The following is a 16,457-nucleotide window of genomic DNA, read 5'->3' on the forward strand; positions in this document are numbered from 1 at the left end:
TTCTTAGAATCTAAAGTGTGAGAATGCTTTATTTGCTTCAGCCATCTTATGAGTGTCTACCTTTTTCTTAACAGCAGCACCTTCTTCCTTAGCCGCAGCAAGGATTTCAGAAGCTAATCTTACAGAAAAAGATTTTTCGTTACGCTTACGAGAGTAACTAATCAACCACTTCATTGCTGTAGATATCTTTCTATCTGGTCTGATTTGCATTGGAATTTGAAACGTAGCACCACCTACACGGCGTGAACGCACTTCAACGTGCGGCATAACGTTAGATAACGCATCTTTCCACACTTCCAAAGAAGTTTTCTCTTCATCTTGATTTTTTTCTTCTACAATATCCATTGCATCATAGAAAAGTTTGAAAGCTGTAGACTTTTTTCCGTGTAACATCATCATGTTAACGAAACGTGTCACTAGCTGGTCGTTAAAACGTGGATCCGGAAGGATAGGACGTTTCTTGGCCTGTCTTTTTCTCATTTCTTCTTGTTGAAATTGTTAATTAAAAAACCCTAACAGAGTATTGTTAGAATCTTTAAAAATTGGTTTACTTCTTTGGGCGTTTTGCTCCATACTTAGACCTACGTTGTGTGCGGTCTGCAACACCAGCGGTGTCCAGTGCCCCACGCACGATATGATATCTAACTCCTGGCAAATCTTTTACCCTTCCACCTCTAACCAATACTATCGAGTGCTCTTGTAGATTGTGTCCTTCTCCTGGGATGTAAGCATTTACTTCCTTACCGTTAGTAAGTCTAACCCTTGCAACCTTTCTCATTGCTGAGTTAGGCTTCTTAGGTGTAGTTGTGTAAACACGTGTACATACTCCACGACGTTGAGGACAAGAATCTAAAGCAGCCGATTTACTCTTCTTGGTTATTTTGGCTCTTCCTTTACGTACTAATTGTGAAATCGTTGGCATATTGTTTTACGCTAATAAATTAATTCCCTTTTTTAAGAGTCGGCAAAGGTATGAATAAAAAAGAGTTATTCAAACCTCAGTTTCAAATATTTAGAATATCTTTTCAAAATACACAAGAAACAAGAAAAAATTACCGTTTACAAAATAATGAAAAACAATAGATATTAATGAAAATCAGATCCTGCATAGTCCTTATTATATATATACTAACTACCCATTCTTTATTATCACAGAATAAAGAAGTCTTACTGCAGTACAAAAGCAACACTGCAAAAAAAGCAGACTCTACAAGAATTATACAATTAAACCATTCAACCACTCCTCATAAAATAACCGACAGTTTAAAATCACAATTAAAAAATCAAGGATATTTAAATCTATTAATTTCTGAACCTAAAAGAATCACAAATAATATTACCAAGTTAACTATTAACTTAAACCGAAAATACACCCACATTAAATACTTTTTCAATATTAAAAATAAACAAGATAGTTTGATTATGCATTCGCTTTCGCGAAAGCAAGAAAACATAATAACAATTAAAGATCAAAAAAAAATCATTGATGATTACAATGAGCAATTAAAAGAAATGGGATACCCCTTTAACGAAATAAAATTATCCAATATAAAACTAAAAGATAGCGATACTATAACAGCAAATTTAAATTTCAAGATAATTGAAAAACGTTATATCGACAACATCATTTTGAAAGGCTACACTAACTTTCCAAAAACAACTATATCTTCATTTAACAACAAAACAAGAAACTATAATGAAAAAACAATTAAAGAAATAGATGAAATTATAAAAAACATACCTTTTGCAAAACAAACTAAAAAAACCGAAGTCCTATTTAAAAAAGACTCCACTAATATTTATGTTTATTTAGAAAAAATCAACACCAATACTGCAGAAGGCTTATTAGGCTTTAACAACACCACAGATGGAAAACTAGAACTGAATGGATATATAGATTTAAAATTACAGAATAATTTAAATAGAGCTGAAACTTTCATTTTACAATATCGAAATGATAATGGAGATCAAACCAATTTACAAACTAGTATAAATCTACCGTATGTATGGAAGACTCCAATAGGCATAGGTACAGAATTAAATATTCAGCGTAGAGACAGCACATACCAAAGCACATCATTCAGCACTGGGTTATTTTATAAACCAAATTGGAAAACTAGCTTAGGAATCAACTACAAATCAAAAACATCCAATGCTACAGCAACCGATACAAATCTAGAAAACTACACCAAAAACGGAATTGAACTAACATCTAACTATCAAAAAAACACGACTGATCCTTTAATGCCAGAAAACCTCTATTTAAAAGCGAATTTCGGATTAATAAAAAGGACTGGAATAGAAATAAATGAAAAACAATTAAGTTTTAACGCAACCTTTTTAAAGTTATGGCATCTATCTCATAGAAGTGTATTTTTAAGCAATATCACTAGCTATTATTTGAAATCGAAAAACATACAATTTAATGAGCTTTATCAGTTCGGAGGATTGGGAAGCATTAGAGGTTTTAACCAAAATAGCATTGACAGCTCTTTCTATACGACGCTCGCTACAGAGTATAGATACCGTTTAAACGATCAAATTTACCTTCACACCATTCTAGATATAGGTGTATTTGAGAATTTTAACAGTAAAAACCTTGATAAGCTTTACGGTTTTGGAGGCGGAATTGCAATTTTAACACAAGCTGGAATATTAAATTTAAGTATCGCAAACGGCCGATTTGAAGATGCTAAAGTGGACTTATCCAGCACAATAGCTCATATAAGCTTAAAAATAAACTTCTGATATGTTAGCTTAATGTTAATGAGATCTTAAGAAATAGTATAAATAGAACACAGAAAAGTTGTTTTATTAACTTCTTTTTTTGATTTTTGGAGCTGGCTAATTCAAATAAATCTAAACATGAAAACAAAATTAAATGGAATTTTGACGCTTTTACTAGCGTTAGTTGTGCAAGTAGCGTTTGCACAGCAAACTGTTACCGGTAAGGTAACTGATGCCGATGGCGGTCTATTAGGAGCAGTTGTATCAGTAAAAGGAGGTAGCGCTAACGCAACTACCGACTTTGATGGAAACTACACGATCCTAGCTGGACCAGAAGATACATTAGTTTTTACCTACTCAGGTTATGAAACCGTATCTATCCTTGTCGGTAATCAAACAGTTATTAATACAACATTGCAAGCAAGTCTTGACACTGTAGTATTAATTGGTTATCGTAATTCAACGAAACCAAGAAGTAACATTGCATCAACAACCGTAGATAGCAAGGATATCGTAGATAGACCAAATGCATCTGTAATACAGAGACTACAAGGTCAGGTTGCAGGATTAACAGTGCAAACTAACTCTGGTCAACCAGGAGCAAATTCTCTTATTCAATTAAGAGGTATTAGTTCTATTAATGGTAACACAGAACCTCTAATTCTAGTAGATGGAGTACCAGTAGATGAAGATGCTTTTGCTACTTTTAACCCCAATGACGTTGAAAACATGACTATATTAAAAGATGCAGCAGCAACTGCTATATATGGTAACAGAGGAGCAAATGGAGTTATTCTAATAACTACTAAAAGAGGTGAATATGACAGCCCACTTTCAATAAGTTATTCTGGAACAACATCATTTACAGAATTCATTGACACGGACTATAATTTATATAGCTCTAGAGGTTTATTAGCACTTGAAAATAGAAGAGGAGCTGGATTTGGTAACACGTTAACTGAAGCTGAAATTGCAGCTTATGACATTCAAACGGATTGGAACGATGTGTTTTTCAGAACAGGTGTTAACCAATCACATAACCTATCATTATCTTCAGGAGGTAAAAACTCTAGACAGTTTACATCTATAAACTATACGAAGCAAGAAGGAACTCTTTTAGCAACTGACTTACAAAGATTTAATGTAAGGACTAATGTTTCAGGTAAATCTGACAATGAGAGATTTACTTATAATACTACTGCCTCTTTAGGATATTCTCAAAGTAATTCTCAAACTGAAACTGGAAACAACAGAAATACATTATTTTTCTTCAGCTCTATTCTAGGTGCTAACAGAGGACTGCCATATGTAGATATCAACGAGTATACTCCTGATTTCTTAACTGGAATTAATGCATTTACCGCAAGAAACGCTCCTTTTGTTACATTTGACAATATACAATTCAATAGTAACAGAGATGATGAGTTAAAGCTAATTGTAGGTGGAGATTTCGCTTATAAGTTAAACGATGATTTCACACTCGCATATAATATTGGTGCTGATTACGGTCAAACTACAGGGTTAAGAGTGATTGATCCAAATTCTGCTTTAGCAAGAGTTAGAGCTTCTTTCATTAGCCCAACTGCTGTGGAAGGTGCACAAACAGAAAGTTTTTTACGTGATTTTAGATTCAACTCTAACTTAAGCTTAAGATTCAAAAGATCTTATGGTGACAAGGACCAACATACAGTTATAGCAAATGGTTATGTAGAATATGTAAAAGGACATTACAAAGATTTCTTGTATCAACAAACTGGTCTTAACCCAAGAACATTTAGCCCAGGTAACAATGGTGGAGCTTTTATAGGCGATACTGCAGCCGATGATAACAATGTACCATTTGTAACTTCAAATAAAGCAAGTACTGGATTATTCTCTTACTTTGGGGAATTTGATTATGATTATGATGACAAGTATGGTTTCCAAGCTACAATAAGAAGAGATGCTTCTTCAAGATTTACAGCTGATAATGCTTGGGGTACTTTCTACTCTGTTGCTGGTAGATGGAACTTACACAAAGAAGATTTCTTAGCTGAAGTAGACTGGTTAAATACTTTAAAACTTAGAGCATCTTATGGTACAACTGGTAATGACCGTATCAATGAAGCAGATGGATTGGGTGGTTACTATGGAGCATTAAACAGTACTCGTACTTTATTTGCTACAGGTCAAAGCTACAATGACCAACAAACCTTCGTAAGAAATCAAATAGGAAATGAGGATTTAAGATGGGAAACTATTAAGACAGTTAACATCGGTATCGATTTCGAAATGTTTGACAACAGATTACGTGGAGCAATCGATGCATACCAAAGAAAAACAGAAGATTTATTCTTTGCTAGATCTACTTCTCTAATAAGCGGAATATCACAACTAGATGCAAACCTTGGAGATATTTCTAACACAGGTATTGAACTTACTGCTTCTTATGATTTATTAAGAGCAAACAATAAGGATGAAGTAAATCTAAGAGTATATGGAAACATTGCATACAACCGAAATGAAGCTGATTTTATAGACTTACCTGATGGCTTACAAGATAACAGTGCGTCTGGAACAGTTATCCAAGAAGGGCAAAGACTTAATGAATATTTCGTTGTTCCTTACGTAGGTGTAAACCCAGCTAACGGTAATCTTTTGTACGAAGATATTAATGGTAACTTAACTGAATCTCCTACTCTTGATGATAGAAGACTTACTGGTACTAGTTCAGTCCCTGACTTTTTCGGAGGTTTTGGTTTCAATGCATCTTACAAAAACTTCTTCATTGAGACACAATTTAGTTATATGACAGGCTTACAAAGATTTGATAATAACTTATTCAACTATCTAAATCCAGCAGAAATAGGTCAATTACAATTATCAAGTGATTTAGACAGAGCATGGACTCCTGATAATCGTGTAACTGATATACCATCACTAGACGCAGATAATATAAGTCCTGGTGTTGCAACAGATAGATTCTTAATAGATTCTGACTTCTTAAGATTACGTTTCTTACAAGTAGGTTACAACTTTGACCAAGAAATTTTAGACAGAACGTTCTTAAAATCAGCTAGAATTTATGCTAGTGGAGAGAATCTTGCAACGTGGACTGGATGGTTAGGTAGTGACCCAGAAAGTCAAAGAACAGTTGAGGAGAACAGATTCCCAACACCAAGAATTATTTCAGTTGGACTTGATTTAAAATTTTAAAAAAAAAGCGATGAAAAAAATAATATTAACAATTACAGCAGCTGCTTTTCTATTGTACAGCTGTGAGGACGCACAAGATATCGTTCAACCAAGTGAATTTAACTTTGCTGCAGCTTTTCAAAGCGTAGATGATTTAAAATCTTCTACTATAGCAGTATATGGATCTGCAGATAATCAGGATGAAATCCAATTCACATCACATTTCACAGATGAATGTGCATTAGGAAACTCAGCAGGTTCCGGAACAGCGGCATCTAGATTACAATTAAATGTAAGCGACCCATTTGCAGAAGGTATCTGGGCTGCTAATTACTCCACAATCCTTAACGCAAACATTGTATTACTAGGATCAAATGAAATAACACCTGCAGATGCCGCAGAACAAGCTTTATTTGATGAATCAATAGGTGAAGCTTATGCATTAAGAGCATATGCTCACTTAAAACTACTGGCTTATTTTGGTGAGGATTTATCAGACAGAAACTCTGCTGGTATCATAAATGTTGATTTCGTTCCTTCTATAGAAGATATTCTGCCACGTAATACAGTTGGTGAAACTATAGATTTCATTAATGATGATATTGATGAAGCAGAACGTTTATTAACAAGCGCGGGAACAACTTACTCTCCGATTTTTGTATCATTAGACTTTGTTAGAGCACTTAGAGCAAGAGCAAATGCATATGTAGGTAACTATGGTGTGGCAGTAACAGCAGCAAATTCTGTTTTAGCGAGTTTCTCTTTACCTGCAGCCGCAGACAGTGCTTCTTATGGAAATCTATGGGAAGATGTTTACACTTTACCAGCAACAAATCAAGAAGTTATTTTCAGATTCAATGCAACTGAAAATAATGGTAGTAGTATAGGTCAAATCTATAATACTAACGCAAGTACGGCTGATGGAGCACCTCTATATGAAATGAGTAGAAACCTATTCAATCAATTAGAAGAAAATGAAGCAAACTTTGGTGACATAAGAAGACAAATTTACATTGATCCAACTTCTATTATATCAGCAGATTATCCTGCAACTACAGACCCAAGAGAAGAAGATCTACTTGTGGTAGATAAATATCCTGGTGATGCATCTATACCTAGTTTAGTTGGTGGGTACACTAATGATCAAAAAGTTTTTAGAACTGCAGAAATGCACTTTATTCTTGCTGAAGCAGCTATTGTTAATGGGAATTTACTTGAAGCATCTGCACAAATAAAAACAATCAGGGATGCTAGATATACCATTCAACAAGCAGCTCCTGTATATGCTAGTGCTATTGATGCATGGCAAGATGTATTAGCTGAACGTAAAATTGAACTTTTTGCAGAAGGACATAGATATATTGACATTAAGCGTCTAGGTGGTTTAGCAAATGTAGGTTATGACAGAAATGAAACAGACTGTTCTTTTGTACAAGGTAGTGAATGTGATTTATCATTTAGTGACTTTAGATCAAGAGCACTTCCTATTCCTGCAGTAGAGTTCAGAGCTAATGCTGGAATCCAACAAAACCCTGGTTACTAATTTAAATATAAAACAAAATGAAAAATTATTTTAAAATATTAGGTTTAAGCTTGGCGGTGATTCTAACGTCATGTGATCCAGATGAACAAGAGCAATTTGATAATGTAAATGGATCAACTGCGATAGCTTTTTCTCAAACAAGTATTGAAACATCAGTACCTACCGCAGGAAGAACTATAACTCTTCCAGTAACTATTACAACAATTTCTTCTGAAAGTAGAAGTTTTAATGTATCTGTTTCTGAATCTGATGATGTTGCAGCTTTCACTCTAGGAAGCGTAGTAATACCAGCTAATTCTTATGAAGGAATTCTAGACATTACTATCGATTTTGATGAAATAGGAGGAAATGATGGAGAAGTAAGAACTGCATTGATACAACTTACACCTTCTGAAGGAGCAAGTGCATACAATGATATTGCTACAGTATCTTATTTCCGTGAGATAGTTTGTAATGATGCAACTTTAACTATCAACACTGATAGTTTTGCTTCTGAAACTGGATTCCAAATCATAGATGATGCCGGTGTGATAGTTTATGAATTAGCTACTGGATCTTTAGCTAATGGTGTACAAACATTTACAGCAGATATTTTCTTAGCTGATGGTTGTTATACTGCAGTTATAACAGACTCATATTCTGATGGTCAAGTAGACAGTACTACTACAGGTAACTATACAATCACTTGTTCAATTATTACTTTTGCTACAGGTGGTGGTGCATTCGGCGCAAGTCAATCAGTACCTTTCTGTGTGAATCAATAATTATTGACACACATTATAAATTTAGAAACCCAAGCTTAGGCTTGGGTTTTTTTATGCAATAAACTCAAATAATTACTACTACCTTTGCAGCATGGAAAAGACTACATACATTTACGGAATAAGAGCAATTATAGAAGCTATAGAAAGTAACAAAGAGATATCTAAACTCTACCTTCTTAAAGAAGCTGACGGTGTACTTATGCACCAACTTCAAAATGCCGCTCGTAAAAACAACATAGCCGTATCTTATGTACCATCAGAAAAACTTGATCACATAGCCAAAGGTGGAAACCATCAAGGGGCAGCAGCTAGTATCTCTCCTGTTAATTTTCATGATCTAGAAACGATTCTAGAAAATACAGATATGGAAACAAAACCATTGTTCTTATTACTAGATGGTGTGACTGATGTAAGAAATTTTGGTGCTATTATACGCACAGCAGAATGTACTGGAGTAAAAGCCATTATAGTATCTGAAAAAGGAAGCGCACCTGTAAACGCAGCTACTGTAAAAACAAGTGCAGGAGCTGTATTTAATATGCCTATTTGTAAAGTGAATCACATTAAAGATGCTGTGTTTTTATTACAAGCATACGGTGTGAAAACTGCTGGGGCAAATGAGAAAACTACAGATTTAATATATGATGTAGATCTCAACACTCCACTAGCCATAGTTATGGGTAGTGAAGAGAGAGGCATTAACCCATCTACTTTAAAGATTCTAGATCACGTTGTCAAATTACCAATGCAAGGTGATATCGCTTCATTAAATGTGTCTGTAGCGTGTGGAGCCATGTTATATGAAGTAGTAAGACAAAAGTTATAACCCTTTACTCCTACTCCTCTTCTTCAGAGAATTCAATGAAGTTTCCATTTTCGTCAAAATGACGCATAAAAGGATCTTCATCTTCTTTATAATGATCTAACTCCCACAAATACTTTTTCTTTTGTGGGAGTTTGTTTTTAGTGAAAATTGCTAAGACAATTCCAGAGATGGCACCACTTAAATGTCCTTCCCAAGAAATACCTTCTTCTATAGGTAAAACATACCACACCATACTTCCATAGAAAAAAGCAACTAAAAAACTTAATGACAACAGTTTGTAATGACCAGTAAACAAACCCTTGAAGAACAAGAAAGTTGTTAACATATACACTACACCACTCGCTCCTATATGATAAGATGGTCTACCTATTAACCATGTAAGAATACCGGTTAAAAGAAGTCCTATTATTAAAACAAATAAGCTAATTCTTCTATAAAAAAAAGACAAAGCTGTTATAAGTACAAGACTAGGTAAAGAATTGCTCCATAAATGTTTAAGACCTGAATGAATAAAAGGCCCAAAAACAACACCTTGTAAACCAGACACTTTCTGCGGTTGTATTCCATGACTATTGAAGCGGAAGTGAAATTTAACTTCTAACCAATATACCGTCCACATAATAAGAACAAAAAGTAAGGCCGGAAAAACGGTTACTATATCAAATTTAAAATAATCAGAATCTTTCATTACAACAAAGTTATCAATATAGAAGCCAAACCTATATCTACCAAAAATGTCATGACATAAACGACAAAACTATTGTTAATCAAATTGTATGAGTAGGATAGAAACTTTAATTTAGCACCATGCAAAACACTCCTCTAGCAGAACGTATAAGACCTATTAATCTTGATCAATACCTAAGTCAGCAACATCTAGTAGGTGACAAAGGAACGTTGAGACAACATATATTAAACGGTACTACTCCATCTTTGATTTTATGGGGACCACCAGGTACAGGTAAGACTACTCTTGCACAAATTATTGCTGCAGAAAGTAAACGACCTTTCTACATTTTGAGCGCCATAAATAGTGGTGTAAAAGATATAAGAGAAGTTATTGAAAAGGCTAAAAATTCAGGAGGACTATTTACTGCAAAGAACCCTATACTTTTTATAGATGAAATTCATCGTTTTAGTAAATCCCAACAAGATTCTTTACTGGGTGCTGTAGAAAAAGGCTGGGTAACTCTTATTGGGGCAACTACAGAGAACCCAAGTTTTGAAGTCATTCCTGCACTTTTATCTCGCTGTCAGGTTTATGTTTTAGACGCTTTCGCGAAAGCGGACCTAGAAAATTTACTTAATAGAGCTATAGAAATAGATGAAATATTATCTAAGAAAGATATAGAAATTATTGAAACAGAAGCTCTAATAAGAATAAGTGGTGGTGATGCGAGAAAACTACTCAACGTTTTTGAATTAGTGGTAAATGCACAAACTGAAGACAAAATTATAATCACTAATAAAATGGTGTTATCTCAAGTCCAAGCAAACCCAGCTAGGTATGATAAAACTGGAGAACAACATTATGACATAATCAGTGCTTTTATAAAATCCATACGAGGTAGTGATCCTAATGGAGCGGTTTACTGGCTAGCCCGCATGATAGAAGGCGGTGAAGATTTAAAATTTATAGCTCGTAGAATGCTCATACTCTCGTCTGAAGATATAGGTAATGCAAATCCTACAGCATTAATCATGGCTAATAATACGTTCCAAGCAGTGTCTACCATAGGTTATCCTGAATCGCGTATCATTTTAAGTCAGTGTGCTGTCTATCTCGCTACTTCTTTAAAGAGCAATTCTAGCTACATGGCTATAGGAAACGCTCAACGTGCTGTAAAAGAAACCGGAGACCTATCTGTGCCACTAGGTCTAAGAAACGCTCCTACAAAGCTCATGAAAGAGTTAGGTTATGGAGAGCAATACAAATATGCACATGACCACCCTGGTAATTTTGCTCATTATGACTTTTTACCTACAGAAATAAGTAAAACCAAGTTTTATGAACCTGGTAATAACCCTAGAGAGCAAGCACAAAGAGATTTTTTACAAAAACGCTGGAAAGATCATTATGATTATGATAATAAAGGATAAATATCCTTAAGGTGATGCACTACTACCTCTCCTTCTTTTATTTCTTCATTAGTGACATGAAACCATATAGTCGGCAGGCCTATATTCTGAGCTCCTTTAATATCTGCCTCAAAACTGTCACCTATCATAATGCTATTTTCTATCTTGGCACCTGCCATTTCTAATGCTTTATGAAAGATTTGTGGCGCAGGTTTTTTCACACCTGCTGTCTCACCTGTAAGAACTACCTTGAAGTATTTTGATAATCCAGAATTCTTCACTTTATTTTGCTGTACACCATTAAATCCATTAGTAATTAGATGCAGTTGATACTTTTCATACAGTGCATCTAAAAGTTCTATACAACCATCAAATAAATGATTATGATTGGGCAGGTATTTGATATACAAATCTGCAAAGAGATGTATTTGTTCGTCTGTTAATGGGTAGTCACAAGCATCAAAAGCAGTTTTAAGTCGTTGGAAACGTAAATCTTCTTTAGTGATTTTGTTTTCTCTAAACATGCGCCAAAATTGCAGATTAAGCGGTTCATATATCCTTATGAATTTTTCTAAATCTAAATCGACATGATGCTCTTCAAAGATTTGTTGATAGGTTAATTTACTATTTAGATCAAAATCCCACAGGGTATGGTCCAAATCGAAAAAAATGTGTTCTATATTATTAAACTTCATTATCGTATATATATTCTAATGTGGTAGTCGCATGACTTTTTAATCCTTTCTCAAATTGAGCATAATTGAACATAACAATAAAATGTCCTGAAACCTCTTCTACCCTGCGCTTTAATTGTTGTACTACTTGTTTTTGTCCATTGAGCATGTTGCCAGAAATACTTTTATAATGCAAAGCATATGGATATATTAATAAAGGGGTTTGTACTTCATAATCTAAATCATAGAAATAGAATGGATGACTCGTACTAGCTCTAAAACCAGGCATGGATTCATAACCCATGCTGTAATCTTCTAATTTTTCTAAATCTACTAACCGCTTGTAATGACCAGGTGTTGCTATTTTAGAATACGCTGCCATAGTTTTATGTAAAGATCGGTTAGATATTTCTTCAAACTTCCTACCCTGTTTTAGAACCTCATTATCATTACAATAAAATGAAAAACGTAAACCTATATCTAGGTAATCACCTATTAGTTTTATAGCCTCACGGTATTTTCTAGATGTATAATTGATACCATTATCTACACGATTATAGCTCCCTAGGTGAAAAAAGAAAACCATGTTATGCGCTGCATTAGTAGATTTCTTACCGTATTTCCATTTCTTCCTTATAGTAGAGATTAACTCTTCATAGTTTTTAAAAGGATCTACTCTTAACCCCAACAGCACCACAATCTGTTTAAAAAAAGGTCTTATTTTAAATCTTCTAAAGTGATTATAAAGCATCATAGAATTATCTAGAGCACCTCTACCACGATATTTAAAAAAGGAGGACACCTCAATAGCAACAGTAGTTTTAAGCTTCTGTTTTCTTGTTAATGAGACCTCAAAGTTTCTATTTAATATATCTAGAAGTTTTCTAACCCATAAATCTACTACAGGCATTAAAATAAAGCAGCCTTGAACTGCTACACTTTCTTTAGCACTATATCTACCTAAATCATCTTTTACTTGTGGTAAATACTCTTCGTATCTAGTGATTAAATAAAATGCTGCAGAGAATATATCAAAAGGAATATCACTCCTATCTGGTGCTTTAAAAAATATGGGTAACTCGTCCCATTTATGAAAATCTATCTCGTGATAATCTATACCAGTTTCATCCAATAATCCTTGAGACCATATAAAAAGCTCATCTCCTAGTGGTTTAACTCCATAACTTAACTTTACACCAGAGTGACTTACAAATTCACTTACATCTGATGTAAGTTTAAATTCTTGCATCATCATTCTACGGAAAATATGCTTGAAAATGTATTCTTTCCTAGGCGTTATATGAGAACAGTAAACTAATATCATTACATCAGGCCTTCGTCTGCAAAGCTGTAAAAGCCTTGTTGCGTTATAATTAAATGATCTAAAACTTTAATATCTAATAACTTACCTGCTTCCACCAGTTTCATAGTAAGAGCTTTATCTTGATGACTAGGTTTTAAATTACCACTAGGGTGATTATGAGATAACACCATAGCGACAGCACCGGATTCTATAGCCTTTTTAAAAACCAATCTTGTGTCTACTAGAGTTCCAGTAATTCCACCTATACTTATATTTTTTTTCTCTAAAACTTTATGGCTATTATCTAATAATAAAATCCAAAATTCTTCATGCGGTAATTCACCTAAAATAGGCTGCAATATTTTAAAAGCATCATTACTAGATTTAATCTTAGGTAATGTTATAGGCATTTCCATAGCACGACGTTTTCCCAGTTCCATTGCCGCAGCAATGGTAATAGCCTTAGCCTCTCCTATTCCCTTATATTTCATAAGTTCCTTCAGGCTTTTTTTACCTAAAATATCTAATGAATTTTGAGCGTCATTAACTATAATGCGACTTAATTCTACGGCACTCATTTTACGTGTACCGCTACCTATTAAGATAGCAATTAACTCTGCCTCAGAAAGTGATGAACTACCTTTATGTAATAATTTTTCTCGAGGTCTATCATTGAGCGACCAGTCTTTAATAGAAAAATGAGCTTTTTCTTCTTCCATGAACGAAAGATAGAACTTATCTCACAAAAACCGGCTCGTTTTCTTTAACGGTTTCCTGCTCAGAGTATTTATAATCATCCATTGCAAATGACTGGATACCTTTTAAAGTATCAATCTTATTTTCTACTAGATATCTTGCCATTGTACCTCTAGCTCTTTTTGCAAAGAAAGATATGATTTTTAATTTACCGTTTTTAAAGTCCTTAAAAACAGGAGAAATTAACGTACCGTGCTGTTGCTTTTTATCTATAGCCTTAAAATACTCATTACTAGCTAGATTAACTAATAACTCACCTTCTTTGATTTCTTTATTCAATGCTGGTGTGATTTTATCTTTCCAGTATTCATAAAGATTTTTATTACTTTCTATAGGTAAAGAAGTCCCCATTTCTAAGCGATAAGGTTGTAATAAATCTAATGGTCTCAAGTAACCATACATTCCAGATAGAATACGAATATTATCTTGTGCATAATCTAAATGTTTAGAATCTAGATCATAGGCATTAAAACCAGTATACACATCTCCAGAGAAGGCATAGATCGCTGGACGTGCATTTTCTGTATTAAATTCTGACTCAAAACTTTTATAGCGTTGGTAATTCAGATCTGCTAGCTTATCAGAAATATGCATTAATTTACCTACCTCACCTTTACTCATGCGTTCTAACTTTGCATTTATCTTAATGGCATCTTCTACAAATAAGGGCTGTGTAGCTCTATCAGTAGGTAAATCGGTTTTATAATCAAGGGATTTTGCTGGAGAAAGTAAGATTTTCATGACTTAAATTTTGAGTCGTAAAAATACTATGGGTAATGCGATTAAGCACTCAAATTCAAGTTAAGTTCTTAATACATGTATAAGTAATGATTATAATGTATATGTTTTTAATAATCAAATACTATAGTTTAGATGTAATAATAACGATTGGTAAATAATTATCTCGCTTTCGCGAAAGCGAGATAATCACCATTCATTTACATATCTTTTGAATTAGTAGCATATACACGCCACTTCTCTATACATTCTACCATATCAGAGGGAACCTCGCTTGTAAAACTCATCCACTCCTTAGTATGTGGATGCTCAAAACCTAGTGTTCTAGCATGTAATGCCTGACGCGGTAAGACTTTAAAACAATTGTCTACAAATTGTTTATACTTAGTGAAGTTAGTTCCTTTAAGAATCTTATCACCTCCATAACGCTCGTCGTTAAATAAGGTGTGTCCTATAAATTTCATGTGTACACGTATTTGATGTGTACGACCAGTTTCTAGACGACAACTTATAACGCTTACATAACCTAGATCTTCAGTCACCTCATAGTGTGTAACTGCGACCTTACCTTTATAAGCATCTTCACCTAACCATACAGTGTTTTGTAAACGGTTTTTAGGGTGGCGTCCTATATTACCTTCTACTGTTCCTTTAGGCTCTGTAAAGTTACCCCATACTATAGCGATATATTCTCTCTCACTGGTCTTTGCTGCAAATTGAGCAGATAGATGCGCCATTGCTTCTTCTGTTTTTGCAACAACTAGTAAACCACTGGTATCTTTATCTATTCTATGTACCAGCCCTGGTCTATTACTCGTATTATTAGGTAAATTATCAAAATGGTGAATCAGAGCATTAATTAAAGTACCTGAATAGTTACCATGTCCTGGATGCACCACCATACCTGCAGGCTTATTAACGACTACTAAATGGTCATCTTCATAAACTACATTTAGAGGAATATCTTCAGCAACAAGAAGTGATTCATGCGGCGGATGGTCAAATAAAACTCTAATATCATCATGAGGTTTTACCTTGTAATTAGATTTTACAACGTCTCCATTTACGGTAACCGCTCCTTCTTTTATCCCTTGCTGAATTTTAGAACGTGTTGCGTTCTCTATAAAATTCATTAAATATTTATCTATACGTAAAGGGTCTTGTCCACTACCAGCAACAAAGTGATGATGTTCATGTTTTTGTTGCACATAATGATTCTCGTTTTCTAACTCGTTATTCATTATCGGTAGGTTCTACTATTTCTGATGGGTTATCACCGTCTGCCAAGACTAAATCAATTATAGATGTTTTACTTAATTGTGTTCCAGGCTCAAGTTTTTTACCTTTATAACGCATTTCTAGCACCGTATTTTCTGCAATATTAGGTTTATAAGTAATATCACCTATCTTAAATCCTAACGCCTCTAATGTAGGTATAGCCTGCCTTTTAGTTTTAAATATCAAATCTGGAACAGTAACTTTCCCATAACCAGACGCATTTAATTTGATATAAACCTGTCTATTCTCTTTTACTAACTTATCTGCTAGTGGATCTTGTTCTATTACCGTTCTAGGTGCATAAGCAGGGTTAAAACTAGCACTATCGATAATCTTGCGACGTAGATTAAGCTGTTCTAACTGCTCATCTACCTGAGTGAGTGTCAGTTTTTCTAAATTAGGCACTTTAATTTCCTGATCGTGATTAGTATACCAGTCTAGCCAGAATAAATAAGCAAAACATAATAAAACAGTAACTAATCCAGCAATAACTACTTGGATCCAGAAGGCTTTAGTAAAAATGAATCTGAAGAAATTCATAAGGATAAAATGATTTTATAGGCTCGAAAAGATGTATTTTTCTATGACCGTTAAT

General features: G+C 34.2%; 15 protein-coding genes. 6 read left to right on the top strand and 9 right to left on the bottom strand.

Features of this window, described 5'->3' with window-relative positions:
* Positions 1–3 precede the first annotated feature (3 nt).
* Both rpsG and rpsL read right to left on the bottom strand, forming a co-directional pair.
* The gene (gene rpsG, locus LY01_RS09745) at positions 4–480 is read right to left on the bottom strand and encodes a 30S ribosomal protein S7 (RefSeq protein WP_041566866.1); all 477 of its coding nucleotides are present in this window, start codon (positions 478–480) and stop codon (positions 4–6) included.
* Positions 481–547: 67 nt separating this feature from the next.
* Positions 548–922: a 30S ribosomal protein S12 gene (gene rpsL / locus LY01_RS09750; protein ID WP_015361172.1), complete on the bottom strand. Its 375-nt coding sequence runs from the start codon at positions 920–922 to the stop codon at positions 548–550.
* 167 nt (positions 923–1,089) lie between these two features.
* Between rpsL and LY01_RS09755 the strand changes: the two genes are divergently transcribed.
* The 5 genes from LY01_RS09755 (at position 1,090) to rlmB (ending at position 9,034) form a co-directional block, all read left to right on the top strand.
* Positions 1,090–2,748: a BamA/TamA family outer membrane protein gene (locus LY01_RS09755; protein ID WP_104515666.1), complete on the top strand. Its 1,659-nt coding sequence runs from the start codon at positions 1,090–1,092 to the stop codon at positions 2,746–2,748.
* 117 nt (positions 2,749–2,865) lie between these two features.
* On the top strand, positions 2,866–5,922 hold the full coding sequence (locus LY01_RS09760; protein WP_104515667.1) for a SusC/RagA family TonB-linked outer membrane protein: 3,057 nt from the start codon (positions 2,866–2,868) through the stop codon (positions 5,920–5,922).
* A 10-nt stretch (positions 5,923–5,932) separates the two neighbouring features.
* Entirely contained in the window at positions 5,933–7,444 is a 1,512-nt protein-coding gene (locus tag LY01_RS09765; protein WP_104515668.1) for a RagB/SusD family nutrient uptake outer membrane protein, read from the top strand.
* A gap of 17 nt (positions 7,445–7,461) precedes the next feature.
* Complete coding sequence (locus LY01_RS09770) at positions 7,462–8,208, top strand: hypothetical protein (protein WP_104515669.1); 747 nt, start codon at positions 7,462–7,464, stop codon at positions 8,206–8,208.
* Positions 8,209–8,299: 91 nt separating this feature from the next.
* Positions 8,300–9,034, top strand: a complete 735-nt coding sequence (rlmB, locus tag LY01_RS09775) for a 23S rRNA (guanosine(2251)-2'-O)-methyltransferase RlmB (protein ID WP_104515670.1) — start codon at positions 8,300–8,302, stop codon at positions 9,032–9,034.
* 10 nt (positions 9,035–9,044) lie between these two features.
* On the opposite strand, the gene LY01_RS09780 is transcribed toward rlmB, so the two are convergent.
* Positions 9,045–9,722 carry a rhomboid family intramembrane serine protease gene (locus LY01_RS09780; RefSeq protein WP_104515671.1) on the bottom strand — a complete coding sequence of 226 codons (678 nt, stop codon included), beginning with the start codon at positions 9,720–9,722 and terminating at the stop codon, positions 9,045–9,047.
* A 119-nt stretch (positions 9,723–9,841) separates the two neighbouring features.
* Here LY01_RS09780 and LY01_RS09785 point away from each other — a divergent pair, with 119 nt between their 5' ends.
* The gene (locus tag LY01_RS09785) at positions 9,842–11,134 is read left to right on the top strand and encodes a replication-associated recombination protein A (protein ID WP_104515672.1); all 1,293 of its coding nucleotides are present in this window, start codon (positions 9,842–9,844) and stop codon (positions 11,132–11,134) included.
* Here the strand turns inward: LY01_RS09785 and LY01_RS09790 are convergent.
* From LY01_RS09790 to LY01_RS09815, 6 genes are all read right to left on the bottom strand, one after another.
* Positions 11,116–11,808, bottom strand: coding sequence for a YjjG family noncanonical pyrimidine nucleotidase (locus tag LY01_RS09790; protein ID WP_104515673.1), 693 nt, complete (start codon positions 11,806–11,808; stop codon positions 11,116–11,118). The genes LY01_RS09785 and LY01_RS09790 overlap by 19 nt on opposite strands.
* Positions 11,798–13,111, bottom strand: a complete 1,314-nt coding sequence (locus tag LY01_RS09795) for a DUF7033 domain-containing protein (protein WP_245890687.1) — start codon at positions 13,109–13,111, stop codon at positions 11,798–11,800. Before LY01_RS09795 ends, LY01_RS09790 begins: the two co-directional genes overlap by 11 nt.
* Positions 13,111–13,809 (bottom strand): RadC family protein, encoded by a 699-nt coding sequence (gene radC, locus LY01_RS09800; protein WP_104515674.1) that lies wholly within the window; start codon positions 13,807–13,809, stop codon positions 13,111–13,113. The genes LY01_RS09795 and radC overlap by 1 nt, the downstream gene beginning before the upstream one ends.
* Before the next feature lie 16 nt (positions 13,810–13,825).
* Positions 13,826–14,587 (bottom strand): peroxide stress protein YaaA, encoded by a 762-nt coding sequence (gene yaaA, locus LY01_RS09805; RefSeq protein WP_104515675.1) that lies wholly within the window; start codon positions 14,585–14,587, stop codon positions 13,826–13,828.
* A 197-nt stretch (positions 14,588–14,784) separates the two neighbouring features.
* A complete protein-coding gene (locus LY01_RS09810; RefSeq protein WP_104515676.1) occupies positions 14,785–15,825 on the bottom strand; it encodes an RluA family pseudouridine synthase in 1,041 nt (346 codons plus the stop codon).
* The gene (locus tag LY01_RS09815; protein WP_104515677.1) at positions 15,818–16,402 is read right to left on the bottom strand and encodes a PASTA domain-containing protein; all 585 of its coding nucleotides are present in this window, start codon (positions 16,400–16,402) and stop codon (positions 15,818–15,820) included. The genes LY01_RS09810 and LY01_RS09815 overlap by 8 nt, the downstream gene beginning before the upstream one ends.
* Positions 16,403–16,457 lie beyond the last annotated feature (55 nt).

The sequence above is a fragment of the Nonlabens xylanidelens genome, assembly GCF_002934445.1.
GTDB lineage: Bacteria > Bacteroidota > Bacteroidia > Flavobacteriales > Flavobacteriaceae > Nonlabens > Nonlabens xylanidelens.

What these genes read in the sequence shown, in the direction of transcription:
- radC (WP_104515674.1), bottom strand. Translation starts at nt 13,809, where the DNA reads ATGGAAGAAGAAAAAGCTCATTTTTCTATTAAAGACTGGTCGCTCAAT.
- rpsL (WP_015361172.1), bottom strand. Translation starts at nt 922, where the DNA reads ATGCCAACGATTTCACAATTAGTACGTAAAGGAAGAGCCAAAATAACC.
- LY01_RS09815 (WP_104515677.1), bottom strand. Translation starts at nt 16,402, where the DNA reads ATGAATTTCTTCAGATTCATTTTTACTAAAGCCTTCTGGATCCAAGTA.
- LY01_RS09765 (WP_104515668.1), top strand. Translation starts at nt 5,933, where the DNA reads ATGAAAAAAATAATATTAACAATTACAGCAGCTGCTTTTCTATTGTAC.
- LY01_RS09795 (WP_245890687.1), bottom strand. Translation starts at nt 13,111, where the DNA reads ATGATATTAGTTTACTGTTCTCATATAACGCCTAGGAAAGAATACATT.
- rpsG (WP_041566866.1), bottom strand. Translation starts at nt 480, where the DNA reads ATGAGAAAAAGACAGGCCAAGAAACGTCCTATCCTTCCGGATCCACGT.
- LY01_RS09780 (WP_104515671.1), bottom strand. Translation starts at nt 9,722, where the DNA reads ATGAAAGATTCTGATTATTTTAAATTTGATATAGTAACCGTTTTTCCG.
- LY01_RS09790 (WP_104515673.1), bottom strand. Translation starts at nt 11,808, where the DNA reads ATGAAGTTTAATAATATAGAACACATTTTTTTCGATTTGGACCATACC.
- LY01_RS09785 (WP_104515672.1), top strand. Translation starts at nt 9,842, where the DNA reads ATGCAAAACACTCCTCTAGCAGAACGTATAAGACCTATTAATCTTGAT.
- yaaA (WP_104515675.1), bottom strand. Translation starts at nt 14,587, where the DNA reads ATGAAAATCTTACTTTCTCCAGCAAAATCCCTTGATTATAAAACCGAT.
- LY01_RS09755 (WP_104515666.1), top strand. Translation starts at nt 1,090, where the DNA reads ATGAAAATCAGATCCTGCATAGTCCTTATTATATATATACTAACTACC.
- LY01_RS09810 (WP_104515676.1), bottom strand. Translation starts at nt 15,825, where the DNA reads ATGAATAACGAGTTAGAAAACGAGAATCATTATGTGCAACAAAAACAT.
- LY01_RS09760 (WP_104515667.1), top strand. Translation starts at nt 2,866, where the DNA reads ATGAAAACAAAATTAAATGGAATTTTGACGCTTTTACTAGCGTTAGTT.
- LY01_RS09770 (WP_104515669.1), top strand. Translation starts at nt 7,462, where the DNA reads ATGAAAAATTATTTTAAAATATTAGGTTTAAGCTTGGCGGTGATTCTA.
- rlmB (WP_104515670.1), top strand. Translation starts at nt 8,300, where the DNA reads ATGGAAAAGACTACATACATTTACGGAATAAGAGCAATTATAGAAGCT.